The organism is Paenibacillus kobensis NBRC 15729 (assembly GCF_004000825.1).
In the GTDB taxonomy this organism is placed as follows: Bacteria; Bacillota; Bacilli; order Paenibacillales; family Paenibacillaceae; genus Paenibacillus_T; species Paenibacillus_T kobensis.
In genome coordinates, this window is record NZ_BILZ01000017.1 from 37130 (window position 1) to 59663 (window position 22534).

Annotated in this window: 22 protein-coding genes; 21 read left to right on the plus strand and 1 reads right to left on the minus strand. The window is 47.9% G+C overall.

Features of this window, described 5'->3' with window-relative positions; genetic code table 11:
• Positions 1-18 precede the first annotated feature (18 nt).
• Complete coding sequence (locus PKO01S_RS12215; protein ID WP_246070547.1) at positions 19-2094, plus strand: ABC transporter ATP-binding protein; 2076 nt, start codon at positions 19-21, stop codon at positions 2092-2094.
• 256 nt (positions 2095-2350) lie between these two features.
• Here the strand turns inward: PKO01S_RS12215 and PKO01S_RS12220 are convergent, their stop codons facing one another.
• The gene (locus tag PKO01S_RS12220) at positions 2351-3361 is read right to left on the minus strand and encodes a hypothetical protein (RefSeq protein ID WP_127531628.1); all 1011 of its coding nucleotides are present in this window, start codon (positions 3359-3361) and stop codon (positions 2351-2353) included.
• 610 nt (positions 3362-3971) lie between these two features.
• Between PKO01S_RS12220 and PKO01S_RS12225 the strand changes: the two genes are divergently transcribed.
• The 20 genes from PKO01S_RS12225 to PKO01S_RS12320 all read left to right on the plus strand — a co-directional run bounded on the left by PKO01S_RS12225 (position 3972) and on the right by PKO01S_RS12320 (position 22534).
• Positions 3972-5576, plus strand: a complete 1605-nt coding sequence (locus tag PKO01S_RS12225; RefSeq protein WP_127531629.1) for a spore germination protein — start codon at positions 3972-3974, stop codon at positions 5574-5576.
• The gene (locus PKO01S_RS12230) at positions 5573-6748 is read left to right on the plus strand and encodes a Ger(x)C family spore germination protein (RefSeq protein WP_127531630.1); all 1176 of its coding nucleotides are present in this window, start codon (positions 5573-5575) and stop codon (positions 6746-6748) included. Before PKO01S_RS12225 ends, PKO01S_RS12230 begins: the two co-directional genes overlap by 4 nt.
• Positions 6748-6972: a hypothetical protein gene (locus PKO01S_RS12235; RefSeq protein ID WP_127531631.1), complete on the plus strand. Its 225-nt coding sequence runs from the start codon at positions 6748-6750 to the stop codon at positions 6970-6972. Before PKO01S_RS12230 ends, PKO01S_RS12235 begins: the two co-directional genes overlap by 1 nt.
• 15 nt (positions 6973-6987) lie before the next feature.
• Positions 6988-8082 carry a GerAB/ArcD/ProY family transporter gene (locus PKO01S_RS12240; protein WP_127531632.1) on the plus strand — a complete coding sequence of 365 codons (1095 nt, stop codon included), beginning with the start codon at positions 6988-6990 and terminating at the stop codon, positions 8080-8082.
• A gap of 180 nt (positions 8083-8262) precedes the next feature.
• A complete protein-coding gene (locus PKO01S_RS12245; RefSeq protein ID WP_322789956.1) occupies positions 8263-8838 on the plus strand; it encodes a sulfurtransferase TusA family protein in 576 nt (191 codons plus the stop codon).
• 31 nt (positions 8839-8869) lie between these two features.
• Complete coding sequence (locus PKO01S_RS12250; RefSeq protein ID WP_127531633.1) at positions 8870-9265, plus strand: DsrE/DsrF/DrsH-like family protein; 396 nt, start codon at positions 8870-8872, stop codon at positions 9263-9265.
• A 23-nt stretch (positions 9266-9288) separates the two neighbouring features.
• Entirely contained in the window at positions 9289-10443 is a 1155-nt protein-coding gene (locus tag PKO01S_RS12255; RefSeq protein ID WP_127531634.1) for an MBL fold metallo-hydrolase, read from the plus strand.
• An 18-nt stretch (positions 10444-10461) separates the two neighbouring features.
• Positions 10462-10689, plus strand: a complete 228-nt coding sequence (locus PKO01S_RS12260; RefSeq protein WP_127531635.1) for a sulfurtransferase TusA family protein — start codon at positions 10462-10464, stop codon at positions 10687-10689.
• Positions 10690-11007: 318 nt separating this feature from the next.
• On the plus strand, positions 11008-11805 hold the full coding sequence (locus PKO01S_RS12265) for a sulfite exporter TauE/SafE family protein (RefSeq protein ID WP_127531636.1): 798 nt from the start codon (positions 11008-11010) through the stop codon (positions 11803-11805).
• A 46-nt stretch (positions 11806-11851) separates the two neighbouring features.
• Positions 11852-12220: a rhodanese-like domain-containing protein gene (locus PKO01S_RS12270; protein ID WP_127531637.1), complete on the plus strand. Its 369-nt coding sequence runs from the start codon at positions 11852-11854 to the stop codon at positions 12218-12220.
• 79 nt (positions 12221-12299) lie between these two features.
• Complete coding sequence (locus PKO01S_RS12275; protein WP_127531638.1) at positions 12300-12683, plus strand: DUF302 domain-containing protein; 384 nt, start codon at positions 12300-12302, stop codon at positions 12681-12683.
• A gap of 149 nt (positions 12684-12832) precedes the next feature.
• Complete coding sequence (locus tag PKO01S_RS12280) at positions 12833-13510, plus strand: response regulator transcription factor (protein ID WP_127531677.1); 678 nt, start codon at positions 12833-12835, stop codon at positions 13508-13510.
• On the plus strand, positions 13507-14889 hold the full coding sequence (locus tag PKO01S_RS12285) for a sensor histidine kinase (RefSeq protein WP_127531639.1): 1383 nt from the start codon (positions 13507-13509) through the stop codon (positions 14887-14889). Before PKO01S_RS12280 ends, PKO01S_RS12285 begins: the two co-directional genes overlap by 4 nt.
• 66 nt (positions 14890-14955) lie before the next feature.
• A complete protein-coding gene (locus PKO01S_RS12290; RefSeq protein WP_127531640.1) occupies positions 14956-16053 on the plus strand; it encodes an ABC transporter permease in 1098 nt (365 codons plus the stop codon).
• Positions 16050-16727, plus strand: a complete 678-nt coding sequence (locus PKO01S_RS12295; protein WP_127531641.1) for an ABC transporter ATP-binding protein — start codon at positions 16050-16052, stop codon at positions 16725-16727. Before PKO01S_RS12290 ends, PKO01S_RS12295 begins: the two co-directional genes overlap by 4 nt.
• 248 nt (positions 16728-16975) lie before the next feature.
• Positions 16976-17488: a MarR family winged helix-turn-helix transcriptional regulator gene (locus PKO01S_RS12300; protein WP_127531642.1), complete on the plus strand. Its 513-nt coding sequence runs from the start codon at positions 16976-16978 to the stop codon at positions 17486-17488.
• A 29-nt stretch (positions 17489-17517) separates the two neighbouring features.
• Positions 17518-19716: an MMPL family transporter gene (locus tag PKO01S_RS12305; RefSeq protein ID WP_127531643.1), complete on the plus strand. Its 2199-nt coding sequence runs from the start codon at positions 17518-17520 to the stop codon at positions 19714-19716.
• Positions 19717-19937: 221 nt separating this feature from the next.
• The gene (locus tag PKO01S_RS12310; RefSeq protein ID WP_127531644.1) at positions 19938-21143 is read left to right on the plus strand and encodes an MFS transporter; all 1206 of its coding nucleotides are present in this window, start codon (positions 19938-19940) and stop codon (positions 21141-21143) included.
• 106 nt (positions 21144-21249) lie between these two features.
• The gene (locus tag PKO01S_RS12315) at positions 21250-21429 is read left to right on the plus strand and encodes a methyltransferase domain-containing protein (protein WP_127531645.1); all 180 of its coding nucleotides are present in this window, start codon (positions 21250-21252) and stop codon (positions 21427-21429) included.
• A 124-nt stretch (positions 21430-21553) separates the two neighbouring features.
• Positions 21554-22534 (plus strand): aldo/keto reductase, encoded by a 981-nt coding sequence (locus PKO01S_RS12320; RefSeq protein ID WP_127531646.1) that lies wholly within the window; start codon positions 21554-21556, stop codon positions 22532-22534.

The window sequence follows — 22534 nt, forward strand, 5'->3', positions numbered from 1 at the left end:
CGAATCGGAGGTGTAACGGTGGAAAAGCGGAAGGCAGCAAAACGTCTACTGCATTATGCCTTAATATTCTGGAAACCGATTGCATTAGCCATTCTGCTGCTGTCAGCTGCAATTTATGCGGAACTGATGGGGCCTTTTATCGCAAAAAAAATGATTGATACCCATGTGCTGGGCATTCAGAAAGCCTGGTATGAGACCCATTCAACCGGCTCTGAGGTGGTCAATTTTAGAGGTGCCTCTTACAAAAGGGAGGATCACTTTAAGGAAGGGGAGGCCAAGGGTCACGAGGTACATATACTTCAGGTAGGTGGACAATTTGTGTTCATCAACGAGCCAGTAGTGTTGGAAGGGAAGCGGACTAGAGTTGGCCAAACCGTCATCGTGACGCTCGAAGACCGGAGTACCCGCTATCCAGCCGAGCTGTTGTCGGCCAGTGAGGTGTATTCGTTTTTTAAGCCGGAGATTTCAAGTTTACTCAACCTTGCACTTTATTACTTTGGTTTGTTGATTTTGTCGAGTGTGTTGATATTCGGACAGCGGTTCTATCTACAAAGTGCAGCAAACTGCATCATTCAAAAAATGAGGGAAGATCTGTTCCAGCGCCTCCAGCGACTATCCATTCGTTACTTTGATAATCAACTTGCAGGTGTAACCGTATCCCGAATCACCAACGATACGGAGGCTGTGCGGGAGTTGTATGTTTCAGTACTGGCTAATTTTTTTACCGTTGTCATGCACATGGCTGCCATTGTAGCAGCACTGTTCATTTTGAACTACAGACTGGCTCTTATCGTTCTGCCCTTGATCCCGCTGCTTTACGTATGGGTAATAGTGTACCGGCGGTTTGCGGAGAACTACAATCATGTCATCCGGGACCGATTAGGCAAAATACATGCCAAATTAAATGAGACTATTCAAGGGATGCCGATCATTCAGGCATATCGACGCGAACAGGTTATTCAAAAACAATTTGACAGTGTAAATCAACAGCACTGGGTCTATCAAAATAAACTCCTGCATTTAAACGCCATTACATCGCATAATCTCGTAAAGGTTGTCCGTAATCTTTTATTTGTTATAGTAATATGGTTTTACTTTGGTGACTGGTTAGGATCGGTAGTCACGGTGGGCGTGTTGTATGCCTTTGTTGATTATGTTAACCGCTTGACATCCCCTATCATGGGCATGATCAACCAGTTGTCCAATATGGAAACGGCACTTGTGTCCGCCTACCGGGTATTCGAGCTCTTCGAGGAGCCGGCACAACAGGAAGTCGCCCCGGAGCTGCAAACTCGCTATCGTGGCAATATAAGATTCGAGGACGTATGGTTTGCCTACAAGGATGACGAATATGTACTGAAAGGCATTTCTTTCGAGGTTAAGGAGGGGCAAACCATTGCACTCATAGGACATACCGGATCGGGAAAGAGTTCAGTCGCCAACCTTCTACTCCGGTACTATGATGCAAACAAGGGTTCAATTTGCATCGACGGTCGAGATATATGCGATATACCGGTAAAAAACCTGCGCACGCAAATGGGCATCGTCCTTCAAGATCCCTTTTTGTTTACGGGAACGATTTACTCTAATATATCCCTGATGGAACATCGGATTACAGTGGAAAAAGCTGAAAAGGCCCTGAGGGATGTCGGTGCAGCGGAGATGATCAATCAGCTTCCGAATGGATTGTTGGAACCTGTCACGGAAAACGGTACTACACTATCGTCGGGCCAACGCCAGCTCATTTCGTTCGCACGAGCCCTAGCGTTCGACCCGTCTATACTGATTTTGGATGAGGCAACGTCCAACGTCGATTCTGAAACGGAGTCAATCATTCAGCATGCACTTCAGGTTCTTAAAGAGGGAAGAACAACCATTCTAATCGCACATCGCATGTCGACGATCAAATCGGCAGATTTGATCCTTGTTCTGGATCAAGGTGAAATTAAGGAGAGCGGGAATCACCAAGATCTTATGGACTTGAAGGGAAGATACTATAGTATGTATATGGTGCAAACGGGTATGGGCGAGGCAGTCGTCTCTAACTATGCATTAGAAGCAAAGCTGGGGGAGGAAGAGAAAAGTACGGCGTAGGGATGGAGGGACCGCTATCGTGAGTATTGAAACAGACCGTGTGGGTTGAGCGAATTGCTTACTTGATCAACCCTCTTAATTTCTTCAATATGAAAACTGCTAGGCGGCAAGCTGGCATCGAATGCTTGTCGATGTCAGCTTACCCTAAACATGCATAAAATATACCCCTATGCTTTTACCTAGGAGAACTAACGTCCATCATAAAGGTGCTAATATAGGGACAGAGATTGGTGTTCTCAAGTGAAAACGGCTGGATCTAGGCCTGATAGTCATCTATTAGTCTAACAACTCGAGAAAGACATTTGATTTCTAGGTCTTTAATCATCTCGAGCTTTATACGGATATTTGCGATTAACTCTTGATTTCCGGTAAATTGAAATTTCAGCAGCCAGTTTCTTAATATGAATGCGTCGCTTTCGATAGTTTTGTAAGTTTGAATCTCCGTTTGAAGATTGAGGGCGTACTGTTTCTCGAGTTCTTCCAGACAAAGGGCCACACATTTTTTATGCTCCCAAAAGATGTGGAATGCTCTGCTATCTATTTTGTTCTCCAACATTTCAAACAAGATGGAGTAAGTGCTCGTCCCGAAGGAAAATTGTGTTTGGTTTCCCATCATGATATGACGTCGAGAAGTGTTCCTGCCGTGGAGGTAGTCAGAAAGCAGCATATATACTAATTCAATATCGAATCGGTAATTATAATGCTCATTTTCTTTAAACAAATTGATCTCATCAAAAAAACTGAATTTTTCTTCCTCAGGTATAGTCAGCGTCGCGTTGTAGGCGGTTACAAATTCGTGATAGGGAACATTGAAGGTTTTAAATATCTTGCTATTATCAAATGCCGAAACAGTTAATTGTTCATACTCTTCATCATATCCATTAATAAAAATATCATGAACATAATTTTCTCTCTCATAGTTGCTGGAGTAACTCAGGTAGTATTCATCTACAAAGGTGTATACATAAAATTCTTGCTCGATTGCAGCACGAATAAAATTTAATATGCTACCTTCCACAAGTTGCTTGGTTATTCTGTTAACAGTGAAAAGCGGATGAGTAGTGTACTGAGAAATACAATTATAAGGAAGATAAAAATTGAGTTTTGGGTCACGTTCCGTCGGATCATTATTAAAATAGAGCTGTAGATAATTCGAAAAGGCCCAATTTTTAAGCCTTTGATCATCGGCGGAGAAGAGTGAAAGTGGATAAGCATGATGAAGGTAACCGTGTACCAAGGGCTGATGAACCGGTAGGATTTTTAACAAGCGGGAATCACCTCAGGACGAATTTTGTAAACAATTTGATGATAACTGATAATTGGTTAATTGTCTATAATATGGATAACAATACAGATGAATACTCTTGTAGAAAAGGGATGGGTTGCACAAAACTCAGCATATTGCAATATCGTAACAGAGTGGAAAAAGAACGATAAGAAAGAGGTAGGTGTTCAAGGAAGCCACTAGAGCTATAGCTCATACCATAGATGTCCTCCATTTTTAGCAGGTGTAATTTCAAGAGAAAACGCCTCCCACGAGTTTATCGACATCAGAAACAAGCTGTTGCATCGAGGGGACTACTTTTTAAAGTAAAATAACTACATAACGAAGTGGTGCTGGCTGAATGTCGGGTGACAAGAACATATATGCTTAAAAGTCGCGTAGTTGCGGCTTTTTTTATTTTTAACGAAAGCGTAATAGAAGGCCGTTCTTATAATAATCGGGTTGGCTGGTGGAGATACTCATCATTATGTGGGCTGGTTTATTATAACGGGATTGGAAATATGTGCCGATCCACCTATGGCTTAGGTCTGGCTCCTTCATGGAGACAATGGTGACCTATCGAAACTACATCAAAGACGAGGGGGAACAGATCATGTCGTTATTTCAATGGTATATCCGAAAGCAAAATGGAGCTTTAAAAAGCCAGCATAATAAGGGTGCATCCCCCAACAATCAAGATCAAGCTGACGCTGACATTTCCATAATAAACGCTGGACCGTTAGAGAAACGTCTTGACTGGATTCGTCAACAGTTGGTCAACTGTTCCGATGTGGTTTATCACACATTCGTTGCAGGTCCTAATCAGAAGTGTGCATTGATCTATATGAGTGGCATGATTGACCTGAATACGATTCAAGAAGAAGTTCTGAATCGTATCTTATCTTTAAAAGTACAGGACGCGAATCAATTCCGGTTTCAAATCTTTGAACAGAAGCAGTTGTCTGTTATTCATCAGACAGAGATAACGACCTTGCAGCAAGGGGTGTCGACTGTTCTAAACGGACATGCCCTGCTACTTGTCGAGGACGAACAGAGAATGATTGATTTCTCAATCACTTCCTACGAGACTAGATCAATCGTAGATCCACCGAATGAGGCCGTATTACGGGGACCACGAGAAGCTTTTATAGAAAACCTGGACATTAATCTGACCCTGATCCGAAGACGACTAAAAACTCCTGAATTAAAGATGGAAACAATGCTGATCGGATCCATGACACAAACCCGAGTTGTAGTCGCGTATGTTCATGGCATTTGCAAACAAGAGCTAGTAGATGAAGTGAAAAAGCGATTGGCGGATATTGAAGTTGACAGTATTCTCGGAAGCAGCTATATAGAAGATTTTATTGAGGACTGTCCATTTTCGCCTTTCCCTCAGTTGCAAAATACCGAGCGTCCGGATACAGTTACGGCTTCCTTACTGGAGGGGCGAGTAGCCATTTTGGTGGATGGCACGCCACTCACATTGCTTGCACCGACTACTTTTTTTATGATGATGCAGTCCGCAGAGGACTACTATCAAAGGTATATTGCAGCGACATGGATCCGTTGGATCCGTTACTTCTTTGTCATGATTTCTTTGTTCTTACCCTCATTTTATATCGCAGTCACGACGTTTCATCCAGAGATGATCCCGGCAAAGCTGCTTGTCACGGTCACGTCATCACGGGAGGTTGTGCCCTTTCCTGCTTTGGTAGAAGCATTAATTATGGAGGTATCCTTCGAAGCATTGCGGGAAGCGGCGGTGCGAATCCCCAAAGCGATCGGTCAAGCGGTGTCAATTATCGGGGCACTCATAATAGGCACTGCTGCCGTTCAAGCTGGAATTGTATCGGCATCGATGGTCATTATTGTTTCGTTGACAGGCATTTCCTCCTTTATTAATCCACACTATGATCTAGGCTTGGCCTTGCGGTTTTTACGGTTTCCGATCATGATTTTGGCTGGTGCTTTTGGCTTATTCGGCGTATCCTGCGGGATCCTACTTATCTACATTCATCTAGTCAATTTGCGTTCCTTTGGTACGCCATATCTGTATCCAATCGTGCCTATGGTAATGAGCGATCTTAAGGACACCTTATCTAGAGTTCCCTGGTGGCTGATGAAGAAACGTCCTTTCATTACGGGGACAAATCCTTCGAGACAGCGGGTGAATCCCCGTAAATGGGCGTTGGAAAGGGAGGATGAAGGAGATTGAAATGTGTATTTGGTTTACTGTCCCTGTTGTTCCTTACCGGTTGTTGGTCATCCATCGAATTAAATGACCGTGCTTTTGTGCGAATGGCGGTTTTGGATAAAACCCAATCAGGTCTCGAGCTTTCCCTCGATTTTACGTTGCCCAGCCGATTGATTCCTGGATCGGCAGGAGGAGGAGGGGGAGAGCAAGCCGGTAAACCATACACGTACATTTCTAATACGGGAAAGGACTTTGGCGAAGCTTATCGTAAAATACAATCAGATTTGTCACGGAAAATCAGCTTCGGTCAAACACGTGCAATTATAATCGGCAGGCAATTAGCCGAAGAAGGAATCGAGCCGATCCTGGATTTCTTGGCGCGTGAACCGACGATTCATATGAACGCCTACCTGTTTGTAACGCCCGGAAAGGCCAAAGAAATCGAAAAGATTTCTGCTATAATGGAAAGATTTCCAACAGATATCTTGGTGGGATATGCCAATTCACGTGTAACTGTGGATACCACAATTAAGGATTTTCTAATGCTCAACTACACCGGAGGTGATATTATTTTGCCGATTCTTAAATTTGGAAGAACAAGAATTGAAAGCGAAAAGGAAAAGGAACAAACGTGGATGGGAACCAGTGGTGCTGCTATTTTTAAGCAAGGAAAGATGGTGGGCACATTAAATACAAGTGAAATGCGGGGGGGATTGTGGATTCTTGGAAAGCTGAAGGATGCGGAAATTTCGGTTCCTTCTCCGACCGATGGCAAAGATATAAGCTTCATGATCAAAAACCTGCACACTCACATCATCCCCAAAGTCAGAGAAGATCAAGTCGAAATATTCATTAAATGTAAGGCTGAAGCAGAAGTACTTTCGTCGAATTCGAATATTAACTTGTTGGATAGTAAACAGTTGAATAAACTCGGAAAAAGTCTCGACATGAAAGTAAACGAGCGAATGATTAGAACCATAGACAAGACTAAAAAAGTACAATCAGATCCCTTCCGAATTGGAGAATACATAGATTGGAATTATCCCGGGAAGTGGAAGAATATGAAGCCACGTTGGCGGGCTCTATACAGCAGTATCAAAGTAGAGATGCAAACGAGCATCAAGGTCAAGCAGGTAGGTACATATCGTCATGATGTACACGTAACAACAGATCCGCTAAACGAGGTGGAGTAATGATCGTCATTGGCATCCTGTACGTCTGCATTGTTTGTTATGAGTGGCGCTATATGAAACATAAAAAACGCAAAAAGCGCACTTTTCAATATGTGCTTGGTACTGCTGCCTTGTTATTTCTATGCTTTGAAGCCTTATATTATTTCAGGGAGCAATGGACAATAGCTGAGGGGATTCAAACCGTATTCGGACCCATTGAAAAAATCATTCGAATGGAAAAATGAAAGGGAGAATATACGATGGATCGAGTAACCCAGTCGCAGATTTATATGCTGTTCTCCCATTTTCTTTTTACAACCACACTGGGGTTCTTCATTAGTACACTAGCCAGGAACGCCCATTTTATGTCATGGCTATCCTTAATTGTGGGCGCTGCTGCGGGGCTAATGATTACTTACTTGTCCTATAGACTGGCAATCCGGAGACCGACTCAATTTTTGGGGAATTACGGCAAAGATATTTTAGGGTGGCTGCACTATCCTCTAATGGGCACGATGATTATCTCTTTCTTAATATCAGCAGGTACTGTGTTGAGACAATTACAGGATTTTATTGTCATTGTTTACTTGCCTGGTACACCAGAATGGGCCATATCCGGCCTGTTCGGAATATGTCTTGCCTATTCGGTTCGTTCCGGAGTTGGATCGATTTTTCGCAGCTCGCAAGGAATATTTTTCTTGAGCGTTATTGGGGTGCTGTTTGTCCCCTTTTTCGTGCATCAGGAAATCAAGTATCCAATGGCAATAGCATTGGTGAATCATTTTGATTTTAAAGGGATATGGAATGGCGCCTATCTGATCACAGCGCTGTATGCGGAAATGGCGTTTATTCCTCTCATATTTCCCTTTTTTGACAATTATACAAAGACGATGAAATCGTTGAGATGGGCAACGATTACATCCGTAATTATTGTGTTGTCCAATCTGATTCCTGCTATTCTTGTTTTCGGTCCCTATTTAGCTGCTAACCTGCCTTACCCCCAGCTAGAACTGATACGCAATATCCGTGCCGGATCCACGCTCGAAAATTTAGATCCTGTGCTTTTTGCAGTCTGGTTATCCAGTTTGTTTATCAAAGTAAGTTTATTTATATATTTAGCTGTTATCGGCTTAACGCATACCTTCTCGTTAAAGGATCATAAGCCATTTTCCTTTTCCATGACGGCTATGGTGGTAGGCTTAGCGATCTATATGATCAGGTCGAAGCCTGAATTAGATGAATTATTCAAAAACGGGGAATTCGTCTTCCTCTTGATTACTGCTTTGATTCCAAATGTTTATTTAATTGTGGATTGGATCCGTTCTTCACGTTTGAAGCAGGGAAAAGCCTCTTAAACGCCATGGCGCTACCGCTTCCGGTATTACCCAGTCCTGCAGGATTGACAAACCAACTGCATTAGCATATATTTATACCCATAGGGGTACCCGTATAAAGCATAAATAAACAATGATATAGAAATGTTATAAGTGGTCATGAACTCGATTCATCATTCATCACTTAAGGAGGTTTAATGTTTGCCGGACATTAAAGTGAATCAAACGCTGGATTGCAAAGGTCTTGCTTGTCCAATGCCGATTGTGAAAACGAAGAAAGCGATGGATCAGCTTCAACCTGGTCAAGTTATAGAAGTGCAAGCGACAGATAAAGGCTCGCTTGCAGACATACAAGGATGGGCCAAGAATACGGGACATCAGTACTTGGGGACTACGGAAGAAGGAGATGTTCTTAAGCATTTTATTCGTAAATCAAGTCCTAACGAGGTCAAGGAGGAGAAGAAGCATCCTCATGTTGTGTCCAATGAAGAGCTTCATCAAATAATGGCCAGTAACAGTAAAACGACGGTTCTGGATGTTCGCGAGCCTGCTGAATATGCATTTAATCGCATTCCAGGCGCTATATCGATTCCTCTAGGTGATTTGGAAAGCCGTCTTGACGAGCTAAATCGGGAGGATGACATCCATGTTATCTGCCGCACTGGCGCCCGCAGCGATCTTGCCTGCCAGTGGCTGGCTGAGCAGGGCTTCAAGAAAGTAAAAAATGTAGAGCCGGGAATGTCCGAATGGACGGGAACAACAGAAGGAAATCACTAAGACATAATAAACCCAACGGAGGTAATTAAACATGAGTACAAAAGTAGCCATTATCGCAAGCAACGGTGGATTATTCGATGCCTATAAAGTGTTCAATATCGCAACGGCTTCAGCGGCAACGGAAGCGGAGGTAGCTATTTTCTTCACCTTTGAAGGGCTGAACCTGATTCATAAGCAGGCGCATCACCAACTGCCGCTGCCGGCAGGCGCAGAGCATATTGCCGAAGGATTCAAGAATGCCAATATTCCAGGCATTCCTCAGCTCGTTCAAATGGCTCAAGAGTTAGGCGTCAAAATCATCGCATGCCAAATGACGATGGATGTCATGAATTTGACGAAGGAAGATTTTATCGATGGCATTGAGGTTGGAGGCGCTGTTACTTTCCTTGATTTCGCCAAAGATGCAAATGTTACGTTAACGTTCTAATTACCTTAAGGGGGAACTGACAGATGGCTTCTTCGACAGAGCTAGAACTGAGCGTCATGACGGCTAAGGAACTTACTCGAATCGTTCTGGCCAAGGAACAGCTGTTCATTCTCGACGTACGTAACGAAAGTGACTTTAACGATTGGAAAATCGAAGGGGATAGCATCGAGATTATCAATATTCCCTACTTCGATCTGCTGGATGGCGTTGACGATTCATTGGATCAAATTCCTGACGGCAAAAAGGTGCTTGTTGTTTGCGCGAAAGAAGGGTCTTCGAAGTTCGTAGCGGAGCAAATTATCAAAGCGGGCAGAAGCAACGTGTACTACCTCGAAGGCGGCATGAAGTCATGGAGCGAGCACTTGGAGCCGGTAAAGATTGGTGAACTGAATCGCGGCGGGTCACTGTATCAGTTCGTTCGAATCGGCAAAGGCTGCTTGTCTTACATGGTAATTTCTAACGGCGAGGCAGCCGTCATTGATACGCTGCGGATGACGGATGTGTTTGAGCAAATCGCCAAAGAACAAGGTGCGCAAATCAAACACGCGCTTGACACCCATCTTCATGCCGACCATATTTCCGGAGGACGGAAGCTTGCTGAGCGAACGGGCGCCGCCTATTGGCTGCCGCCCAAGGATGCTGAGGAAGTAACGTTCGATTACAAGAAGTTAGAGGAAGGCCATGACATTACGGTTGGAAGCACGACGATTCGCATTCAGCCGGTTTATTCACCGGGCCATACGATCGGCAGTACATCGTTTATTGTGGACGACCAGTATTTGCTGACCGGAGATATCCTGTTTATTGAATCGATCGGCCGTCCCGACCTTGCAGGCAAAGCGGGGGACTGGGTTGGTGATCTGCGCGAAACGCTTTACAGCCGTTACAAAAAGCTGTCGAAGGATTTGATCGTGCTTCCGGCTCATTTTGGCAAAGTGACCGAATTGGGCGAAGGCGGCAAAGTGATGGCTAGACTGTCTGATCTTTATAAGAATAATCCGGGACTAAACATTCAGGAAGAGGAGCGGTTTCGCCGCACGGTTACGGAGAATTTGCCTCCGCAGCCGAATTCGTATCAAGAGATACGGCAGACCAATATGGGGAAATTGACGCCAAGCGAAGAAGAACAACGCGAGATGGAAATCGGGCCAAACCGATGTGCTGTGCATGATAAATAAAAAGGAGGAGTAAACGGGATGAAAACAGATCTTGTTGTGGATACGAAAGGAATGGCATGTCCGATGCCGATTGTGAAAGCGAAGAAAGCGTTGGACGGGCTTGCTAGCGGTCAGGTGATGGAGGTGTTGTCGACGGATAAAGGCTCCGTAAACGACTTCCAAGCATGGGTTAAGCAAACCAATCACGAGCTCCTCGGTCATGAGGAAGACAATGGAATCCATAAGTTTTATGTAAAAAAAGTATAGATGGAATAAGCGAACATGACCCTCGTCGTGTTCGCTTATTTCAAACTATCAAAAACAATGGTTACGCCCAGTGAGCAGTAGGTCTCTTCTCTGTAATGGCCTTGCGGGCAAAACTTGGTCGTGCAAACCGCGTCGCGTTCCGCGTGAAGCTTGTGATTGCAGACCGGGCATTTGTTTTCGAAAAGAGATAATAATTTGGTCAGCACACTTCACACCCCATTCCTATTTACTTACTTGGTTTTATTATAATAGGGATCGGATTATTCGTACACTGTTATTTAATTGAATGTCATCTTAGAACTAGAATGGGGGCGACCAATGGACGTTTTGCTGTTTATCGTCACCTTTTTACTCGGATTAGTCGGTTCCTTCTTTTCGGGACTGCTGGGAATTGGCGGCGCCATTATTAACTATCCGCTATTGTTATATGTGCCTTCTCTATTCGGTGTTGCACATTTCTCCGAGCATCAGGTCTCGTCCATTAGCATGTTCCAGGTTTTTTTCTCATCGCTAGCGGGACTACTGGCATTCCGAAAAAGCAATAAAACGAGAACTGGATCGGCAGTCATACACAGAGGGCTTGTACTGTATATGGGCAGCAGCATTCTGGCCGGAAGTCTGGCTGGCGGATTTATATCTGCTGAATTGCATGGTAATGCGATTAACATTATGTACGGTATTCTTGCCGTTGTTGCCGTTATACTTATGCTAATCCCAGGAAAAGGGACGGAGGAAACCTATGCGGTTGATCTTCGTTTTAATAAATATATTGCGGTAGGAGCTGCTTTTGGAGTTGGAATTGTGTCAGGCATCGTAGGTGCCGGAGGGGCATTCATTCTTATTCCGATCATGCTGACGGTTCTGAAGATTCCAACTCGAACGACTATAGCATCTTCGCTTGCGATCGTCTTTATATCTGCAATCGGCGGAGTCATCGGGAAAATAGCGGGGGGAGATATTCCGTTCTGGCCAACTGTCTATATCGTTATCGGTAGCTTAATCGGTGCGTCGCTTGGCTCTAAGGTAAGCTCCAGAGTCAATGTTAAAGTGCTGCGATACGGTTTGATTGTGCTGATTATGTTCACGGCTATAAAGATTTGGGCGTCTATCCTTTAATGTTTTTGTCTGCTTCCGAGATGATGGTCAGAAAGGAGCTCATAGAATGATATTTGTTTATATCTTGGCCAGTGCAGTGGTATTGCGGGTTCTGTATGGGCTCTTGCCGGTACCTTCTCTTCGTTATATTCAAGGCAAGGAAGAGGGGGAGACGGCGAATAACGATCTCAATGTGAAAATGCTCGATGTCCGGGATGCCTCCGATTATTGGAAGAGGAATATTCCCGGCTCGATTAACATATCGCTCGGGCGTCTGCCGTACGTTTGGCGCAAACAGCTTTCTATAGATGACGTTGTTGTCATTTTGTCACCAAGCCGTTCTCACAGCAGAAAGGCAGCCCGCATTCTGCGAAGAAGGGGATTTAGGCGGTTATATGCGACGCGCTGCGGCATCTGTTCTCCTTGGATGAAATAGCGGTCGTTCCTATTGATTGGTTGAGGCTAATTAAGGAAACGATAAAGCAATGAAAATCGAAGGGAGCTGAACGATAACGATGTTCCACTATACGGTTGAAACGACCAAAACACCCGATCAAGCAATCGAAGCGCTGACGGAAAATTTGAAGACCGAGAGCTTCGGCGTTTTATGGCAGTTGGATTTGAAGGGTAAGCTCAATGAGAAGGGCGTCGAGTTCGACATGCCATATTACATCCTTGAGGTATGCAATCCGGTGGAAGCGAAGCGCGTTCTGTCGGAAAATCCGCTGGTCGGCTATTTCCTCCCTTGCAAGCTGGCCGTGTATGCGGAGAACGGCAAGACGAAGATCGGCATGCCGAAGCCGACGTCGTTCATGGGAATGATCGAGAGCGAGGCTCTGATGAGCATTGCTGCTGATATTGAGCAGCGGCTGACCGCATGTATCGATAAGAGTATTTAAAAGCAGCTTTAAGGCCAGAACTCTAATCTGAACTCTAATCTGAATCGGATTAGAGTTCTTTCTCTTTTTGAACAGCGAGAACCTGACATGCTATCATGACATCAATGGTATTTATAGCTTAGAGGCAGGAAAGGTCGGAGCGGGAAATGATGAAGCATTTGCTTCTTGTCGATGACGATGCACAAATTAGGGAGCTTCTTCGGTATGTGCTGTCGAAGGAAGGGTATCGAGTGTACGAGGCGCCGGACGGGTTGGAAGCGGTCAAGAAGATGCAGGAGGCTGCGATCGATCTAGCCATAATCGATGTGATGATGCCGGGAATGGACGGGTACGAGCTATGCGACCACATTAGACAAAATTACGATATTCCGGTCATCATGCTTACGGCACGCGATCAACTGTCGGATAAGAAGCTCGGGTATGAGAACGGAACGGACGAGTATGTAACAAAGCCGTTCGAACCCGAGGAGATCGTCTTCCGAGTCAAAGCGTTGTTTCGACGGTATCACCGTGTGTCCAGCGATCTTATCCGGATGAACCGAATTGTAATCGACCGGCAGAACATCGAAGTGTCCGATGGGGAGAGCGTGCTGCTGTTGCCGATGAAGGAATTCGAGCTGCTCTCTCAGCTGGCACAGTACCCGGGAAGGCTGTTCTCTCGCGACGAGCTGATCCGGCTCGTATGGGGAGCGGATTACGAGGGCGATGACCGGACGGTGGATGTCCATATTAAACGGCTGCGGCAGCGGTTCGCCGATTATGCGGACGATTTCGCGATTCAGACCGTGCGCGGCGTAGGCTATAAGGTAGAGGTGAAGACGCATTGAAGTCGTTATATTTTCGAGTCCTCCTCACGACGATAGCGGTAATCCTCGCGAGCAGCATGCTGGGCTTTCTCTTCTCGAATATGTACTATCATGCGAAGCTGAAGCCGTTCAACGACGAGAAGCTGATGAACATAGCGGTGCAAATGAAGCAGTTCGCGGAGAAGGAGACTGAGACGGATGATGCGGAAGCGTATTTGCGTAATGCGGCAGCGCTCGGTTATCAAATTTACATCACGGACGGGCAAGGGGATGACCGGTACTACGGGCACGAATTCCGCGCACGGGATTTGGCAGATTCGACGGTTGCCTCGGTCATTAGCGGAGAGCTCTATCACGGCGTTGCCCGATTTCCGAACAAACCGTTCATCTCAGGCTTCTTCGAAAACTCGCTAAGCAATACCGTCGGTATGCCCATTCAACTGAATAACCGGAATTATGCTTTGTTCATACGGCCGGATGTCATTTTGCAGTTCGGCGAGCTGCGTATTTTCTTTGCGTTAATCGGTCTGCTTGCCGTCGTCATTAGCGTACTTATTTTTCTGCTGAGCACGAGGTATTTGGTCAAGCCGATCGTACGTCTGTCCGAAGCGACGCAGCGAGTTGCCCAAGGGAATTATAATCTCGAATTGCCGATCCGAAGAAGGGATGAAATCGGGCAACTGGCGGAGCATTTTACGAGCATGAGCCGTGAATTGGAGCGGGTTGATCAGGCGCGGCAGCAATTCGTATCGAATGTGTCGCATGAGATTCAATCTCCGCTCACATCGATCCAAGGTTTTGCCAAGGTGCTGTCAGAGCGTGATCTGCCAACCGAAGAGAGGGAGCACTACGCCTCGGTTATCGAGCAAGAAAGCCGCCATCTCTCGCTGCTCAGCAAACAATTGCTGCTGCTGTCGTCGCTGGAGCAAGGGAACGAAGCTTTGAACAAGCAGACCTTTTCCTTGCGGGATCATATCCGTCAAACCGTGCAGGTGCTCCAATGGAAGATCGAGGAGAAGGAGCTGCTGCTGAAAATATCCGTGCCCGATTCGATTATGCTGAATGGGGATGAGGTGCTGCTCATGCAGGTGTGGATGAATTTGCTTAGCAATGCCGTCCATCATATCCCAAGCGGAAGCAGCATTGAAATACGGGCGGAGCAGACGAATTCGCAATGCGTCATCTCGATTCGGGATACAGGTCCGGGCATTGCGTCTGAGCATTTGCCATTCCTATTCGACCGGTTCTATCGGGCGGACCGCGCACGCGAGCGTTCATCCGGCCGGACGGGACTAGGGCTTGCGATTGTAAGAAAAATTGTACAAATTCACGACGGTAGCATCGAGGTCGCCAGCTCACCCAGCGGGACGGTCTTTACGGTGACATTACCGCAGTTGTAACACGTTATTCATTCGCCGTTCATTTTCGCTTCCTATACTTTAACCATGAAGAAGGAGGGAAGCAGAATGTATCTGGCTCTGCGCGAAATGCGGTTTGCTAAAGCTCGGTATTCATTAATTGCAACAATCATGGTGCTTATCGCTTTTCTGGTTCTGTTCATCACGGGTCTTGCGCAAGGACTTGCCTATGATAATGCCTCTTCCGTTCAAAATATGGCGGCAACTCATTTTGTTCTGGAACAGGGTTCGAATCACCGGTTCACCCGGTCCCAGGTTGATCACGCCAAGCTTGAAGCCGCTGAACGGATCGTCGGCAAGAACAACGCCGAACTGCTTGGCTTGCGAATGACGACGGTCGTTCCGTTCGGCGGAACGAAGAAAGTGGACGTTACGATTCTCGCCGTTGAGCCGGACGGCTGGCTGTCGCCAGCGGTCATAACGGGCTCGTCCCTATCGGCTGATGCAGCGGGACAAGTCATGGTCGATCAGAAGCTTTCGGAAGAAGGAGTGTCGATCGGCACGATTCTCGTCGATCAACCATCGGGAACGAAGTTCACCGTCAGCGGCTTTGTCAGGAACGAGTCGTTCAGCCATGCGCCGGTCGTATTTGTGAATCAGCGGGATTGGCTCGCCATTCAATCGCAAGCAGACCAACCCGTATATAATGCCATCGCCATTAAAGGCGCAACGGCACAAGGGAGCGAGCTTCAAGCCGCGTTGCCCGGCATGGAGGTGATTAAGAAGTCTGCCGCCGTGTCGGCAATTCCGGGATACAAGGAAGAGCAGGGCACCTTAACGATGATGATCGTGTTCTTGTTTATCATTTCCGCTTTTGTGCTGGCCGTATTTTTCTATGTCATTACGATTCAGAAAACAAGCCAGTTCGGCATCTTAAAAGCAATAGGAGCCCGCACCGCTTACTTGGCGAGGAGCGTAACGCTGCAAGTGTTGGTGTTGTCGGTCGGCAGCCTGGTACTGAGCGGTATATTGGTCCGATTATTTGAAATCGCATTGCCCGAATCGATGCCGTTCCGGCTAGGTTCCTCCACCTTCGTATGGACGTCCGCGGTCTTCATTGCGATGTCTGTGTCAGGTTCATTATTCTCGGTGTGGAAGGTTGCGCGAATCGACGCATTGGATGCGATAGGGAGGGCGGCTGCATGAAGAACCGGTTGGAATTACGGGCGATCACTCGCTCTTTCGAAGACGGCGGCACGGCGAGGGTCATTCTTGATAAGTTGGATTTTAAAGCGGCCGAAGGGGAGCTCGTTGCCGTCATCGGTCCGTCGGGATCAGGCAAAAGTACGTTTCTGTCCGTGGCGGGAGCGCTGCTTGAACCGTCAAGCGGCGAAGTGCTGCTCGATGGCGAACCGATCAACCGTATGGGCAAGCAGGAGCTTGCCGATGTCAGGCTCCGGAAGCTCGGATTTATTTTTCAGAGCGCCAATCTGATTCCTTACTTGAAAGTGGAAGAGCAATTGAGACTGGTCGCGAATCTTGCGGGAGTCAGCAAGACGAAGGCGGCCGAACGGGCTCGGGAGCTTCTCGATCAGATGGGACTGTCCCATCGCCGGACGGCTTACCCGGAGAAGCTCTCCGGAGGGGAGCGGCAGCGGGTCGCGATCGCAAGAGCCTTGATGAACGATCCGTCTGTACTGTTCGCGGACGAACCGACTGCAAGCTTGGATGCGGCGCGGGGGCTTGATATCGTCCAGATGCTCGCACGGCAAGTGAAGGAGCGGAACAAGAGCGCGGTGATGGTGACGCATGACGAGCGGGTGTTGGCTTGGTGCGATAGAGTGTACGTTCTCGAGAACGGGAAATTAATTGAGCAATAGCAAGGATTAAACTACTGTGCGAGTTAATAAATACGATATGGCCGGGGCAAGGGCAACCTTTGCTTCGGCTTATTTTTGCTTTCTGGACGAGCACCGGAGGGTTATCCCTTATGCGAATACCGCATTATAACAAGTGATTGCTTAATAGCGTTGACTTCCCTGGATACATCGTGTACGATTAATCGCATCCGATGCATCTGGTACGATGTATCGACAGTCAGTCCGGTACGGTCTAATTGGAAGGGAGGATGAACAGATTGGACAGAGACGATTTGCTGCGTGAATCGATCGATTTTTTGCACCGTTATATGATGAAGAGTCTGCAGAAGCATGCCGAGGAGTACGGCGTCACGGTTCCTCAAGCAAGGGTGATTGCCGATGTGCTGCAGCATGAACCGACTAGTGTCAAGCAGCTCACACAGAACCTCAAAATGACCCAGAGCACGGTGTCCGATATCGTGGAACGATTGACATCCAAGGGCATTCTCATGAAAACTCCGGATCCAGATGACAAACGGGCCGTGAAGATTACACTGACGGAAGCGACGCGGCAAGGAATTCGTGGAGGAACGCCAGAACCTCTTAACCGTTCCGTAAGAGAGGCGCTCAACCTTCTGGAACCGGGCGAACAGGAGACCGTAGAACAAGGCATGCGGCTGTTCGTATCGGCAGTGAAACAGAAGATGGAGTCCGAAGGAACGGAGCACTCGGAGTATTTCGATATTCTGTTCTTTCCGCAGGACAAGACTAGAGAGAAGTAAGTTTGGATATGGGATAGGAGGAGATTAACTTGGCAAAATATTTGTATCGGTTAGGCCAGTGGTCAGTGAACAAAAGGAAGGGCGTACTGTTCAGCACGCTGGCGATCCTGATCGTTCTGGGCATCGCGACGCTTAGTCTCGGTTCCGCATTCAGCAAAGAGCTGACGATACCGAATACACCGGCGGACCGCGCGGGCAAGGTCATTAGCGAGGAGTTTGCCGGAGCGGCGAATCTAAGCTCGAAGATTCAAATCGTGTTCAAAGCGCCGGATGATAAGACAATGGAGTCAGCCGACGTCGAGCAGGCGATAACGGCCATGCTGAATGACATCGGTACAGATGCGGGTGTCGCGGGCGTGGCAACGCCAGTGCAGCTTCAGAACATAAGCCCAAGCAAACAGTTCGGCTATGCAGAGGTTACGTTCAAAGTCGCGGCCGAAGAGGTTGCGGAAGAGACGAAGGAACATATCCTCAGCCAAATGGAGCATACGAGAGAAGCTGGTATTCAGACGGAAGCGAGAGGCGACGTCGTTCTCTCAGAGTCGGAGACACCGCTGGTCGAGGTCATCGGTATCATTGTTGCTTTCTTCATTCTGGCGATTACTTTCGCGTCGTTCGTGGCAGCTGGTCTGCCGATCTTAACGGCGGGGGCCGGATTAGGCGTCGGCATGCTGCTGATCGTCATCGGTTCTAATTTTATCGAAATTCAGAACGTGTCGTTGTCCTTGGCAGCGATGATCGGACTTGCCGTCGGCATCGACTATGCCTTGTTCATTATGACGCGGTTCAAGCAGCAACTTGCCCAAGGCTATTCCGTACCGGAATCGGTTGCGATCGCGAACGGAACAGCCGGCAGCGCTGTCGTATTCGCAGGCGTTACGGTTGTCATCGGTCTCTTGGGATTGTCCGTGGCGAATATTCCGTTCTTATCGATGATGGGCTACTCCGCAGCGCTGTGCGTCGTGACGACCGTTATTATTTCCGTTGTCGTATTGCCGGCTGTATTAGGCATGATTGGTCATAAGCTTACGCCAGCCAAGGAAAATAAATGGCTGGGAAGCTTAACGGGAACGAACAAGAACAAGAAGAAGAAGGCTTCTTCGAACCGGTGGGGCGAATTCGTCACGAAGCGTCCGCTCGTTGTCTCCCTTGTATCGATCGCGCTGCTCGCTGTCATTGCCGTTCCATTCTTCCACATCAACCTCGGGCTTCCATCCGATGGCACAGCTAAGTCGACGGATACGACGGAGCGGAGAGCTTATGATTTGCTGACGGAAGGGTATGGCGAAGGCTTCAACGCTTCGCTCATCGTCGCGGCGAAGGCGGACAAGCCGACGGAGGGCACTCCGCAAGCCGTAGCCGAGATTGCGAAGGAAATATCGGCGCTTCCAGGTGTTCTGAATGTGACGCCAGCTTTCCCGGGACCATCCGGACAGTTATATGTAATGACGGTTATTCCGCAGACCGGACCTGACGATACGCAGACGAAGTCGCTTGTGAAGGCGATTCGGGCATTGTCTGATGAGACGGTGGAGGCGAATCAAATCGAGTTAATGGTTACGGGCACGACGGCTATGAATATCGATATCGCGCAAAAGCTGAACGATGCGCTGCCGATTTTTGCTGCTCTGATCGTCGTCATGGCGTACTTGCTGCTGGTGCTCGTATTCCGGTCCCTATTGATTCCATTGAAAGCCGTGCTTGGATTCCTGCTGTCGCTCGGCGCTACGCTCGGATTCGTCGTATTCGTCGTACAGGACGGCAATCTGCTCGGCCTGTTCGGCTTCCCGGCTTCCAGTCCGATTCTGGCGTTCCTGCCGGTTATTCTGATCGGGATTTTATTCGGACTGGCGATGGACTATGAGATCTTCCTCGTGAGCAAAATGCGGGAGGTTTACGCGCATACCGGCGATCCGCGCCGCGCAATCTTGGATGGTGTGCGGGACAGCGGCAGAGTCGTCATTGCGGCGGGACTTATCATGATCTCCGTATTCGTCGGCTTCATGCTTGCGCCGGATGCGATGATCAAATCGATCGGCATGGCGCTCGCCGTCGGCGTACTATTCGATGCTTTCATCGTTCGGCTCACGATCGTTCCTGCCGTCATGTCGTTGATGGGCAAGGCGGCTTGGTATATGCCGAAATGGCTGGATAAGCTGCTGCCGAACATCGATGTCGAGGGAGAATCGATTATGAAAGAAGTAGAGAAGAAAACGAAAGTGGCTTAATGATCCAGCCATACTGCCAATCATGAACCACCCCGAAAGGGGTGGTTTTTTGCTTTGCGGGACAACTTTCCCAATCATACGCAAGAAAGCGTGTACGTTGAGGAGTGTATGAAAGAATTAGGCCGGGGCTATCTTAACCTTGATGGACACGGTTGCTGCAGCAAGGAAATTGATATCGGATGAGGTTAAAGGACGAACGCTGCAGGGCTGGAGGAAGAAGAATGGCAATCTTATTGAAGAAGCGCGGAGCCGTGCTTATTCTGATGTTGAACTTGTTTCTCGTCTTTACAGGAATCGGACTCGCCATTCCGATTATGCCGAAGTTCATGGAGGAGCTTGGCATTACGGGATGGGTGGTGGGACTGCTTGTGGCAGCCTTCTCCCTGACCCAGCTGATGTTCTCTCCCTTAGCGGGCCGGTTGTCCGATACTTACGGCAGGAAGAAAATGATCGTCATCGGCATGTTGAACTTCGCGGTGACCGAGTGGCTGTTCGGAGTTGCAGAAACATCCACGCTGCTGTTTGTCTCGCGGATGCTTGGCGGCATTAGTGCTGCACTCGTTATGCCGGCCGTAATGGCTTACGCTGCTGACGTCACGTCAGAAGAAGACCGGGCAGCGGGAATGGGTTACATTACAGCAGCGATTACGACGGGTTTTATTATCGGACCGGGGATAGGCGGGTATATTGCCGAATTCGGTATCCGAGTTCCATTCTATAGCGCGGCGGTTGCGGGTATCGCGGCTGCGTGCGTGACGATTCTGTTCCTGCAGGAGTCACGGCCTGCGAAGGCGGCAGTTATTGATGACGCAGCATCAACTGCACAGCGGAGCAGCCTGTTTTATCAGTTGGTCCATTCGTACCGGGAGCCGTACTTTATGGGCCTCGTCCTCGTGTTCGTCATGTCCTTCGGCTTGGCGAATTTCGAGACGTTGTTCGGACTGTTCTTCGATCATAAGTTTGGCTTCGGGCCCAAAGATATCGCCTTTATTCTGACGTTCGGCTCCATTGCCGGTGCGGTCGTCCAAGTTACTGCATTCAGCTGGATCTTGAACCGGTTTGGAGAGGCGCGAGTCATATCGGTCTGTCTTCTCTTTGCAGGAGTGTTTATTCTCGTGACGCTGTTCGTACACAAGTATTGGATTATTTTTGCCGTTACCTTTATCGTCTTTCTCGCAACCGATATTTTGCGTCCGGCGATCAGCACGCAGATGTCTAAGCTGGCTAAGGATCAACAAGGTTATGTTGCCGGTCTGAACTCTGCCTTTACGAGTCTTGGGAATATTGCGGGTCCCATCGTTGCAGGGGCGTTGTTCGATATCAACATTAACTATCCGTATATGTTAGCATGTATCGTGCTGCTTAGCTGCTTCGTCATGACGTTAGTCGCCCGAAGCCGCGGCATACGGGATACGTTAGTTGAGTGATCTGGGAGCAGTTTGCCGCTGTGCGGCAGCTGCTCCTTCTGCTGTTAAGTGGGTTCGAGGAATCAGCTGTGAGCAATGCCGTTCACGGTCAAGAGTCCGAGGTTCCTTGACCAATAGGCTCGATGCCTATGAAACGTTTCTGGCTGGAGCAAAGAAAGACGCTATTATCGATCTTGGGTGCGGTTACGGCGGTGATACACTCTACTTGACGGAGCGCGGTTATCGTTACAGTAAGCCGAAACGGTGTTGGGAACCGGCTGCTGTAAAGGTGCATTTCTCGCCGTAAATCCTGTCATGAGAGCGGAAGATAAATAACGCTTGCCTTAAAGTGTACTTTAAGATGTATGATGAATATGGCTGAACATAAATGACTATTTGACCCATTATTGGATAGAAAGGTGTGAATGACTTTGAAGTCAAGATCGTTAGGCAACAGCGGCTTAGAGGTGTCGGCACTCGGACTCGGCTGCATGGGCATGTCAGACTTTTACAGCGGACGTGATGAAGAAGAGGCCATCCGGACCATTCACAGAGCAATAGAATTTGGAGTCACTTTACTGGACACGGCCGACATGTATGGCGTAGGAAAAAACGAGGAGCTTATCGGCAGAGCCGTAAAAGGGCGCCGCGGCGAAGTTATTTTGGCAACAAAATTCGGTAATATGCGAAGCGAAGATGGTAAATTCCTGGGCGTCAACGGCCGTCCGGAATATGTAAAAGCTGCGTGTGACGCCAGTCTTCGCCGTCTTGGCGTTGATTATATCGATCTGTACTATCAGCACAGGGTAGACCCTCTTACTCCGATTGAAGAAACGGTCGGCGCTATGTCCGAACTGGTGAGCGAAGGCAAAGTCCGTTATATCGGGTTATCCGAAGCCGCTGCAACGACCATTCGGCGTGCACATGCGGTACACCGGATCTCCGCGCTGCAGACAGAGTATTCGCTCTGGAGCCGCGACGTGGAGGATGAGATCTTACCGGTTTGCCGAGAACTCGGAATTGGATTTGTTCCATACAGTCCGCTCGGACGGGGATTTCTTACGGGTCAAATCCAAAAGTTCGAAGACTTGGCGGAAGACGATTATCGACGGTTCTCGCCCCGGTTTCAAGGAGATAATTTCATCAAGAATTTGGAACTCGTTAGACGTGTGGAGGAAATTGCCGCCGAGAAAGGCGTAATGCCGTCCCAATTGGCTTTAGCTTGGTTATTGGCACAAGGAAACGACATTGTACCCATTCCGGGAACGAAACGCAGAGAGTACCTGGAGGAGAATATCGGCGCTCTTGCGATCGAACTGACGAAAGAGGATTTGGCGCGTATCGATGAAGCTGCTCCCAAAGGAGCGGCCTTCGGAACCCGTTATCCTGATATGAGAAGCGTAAACCTATAG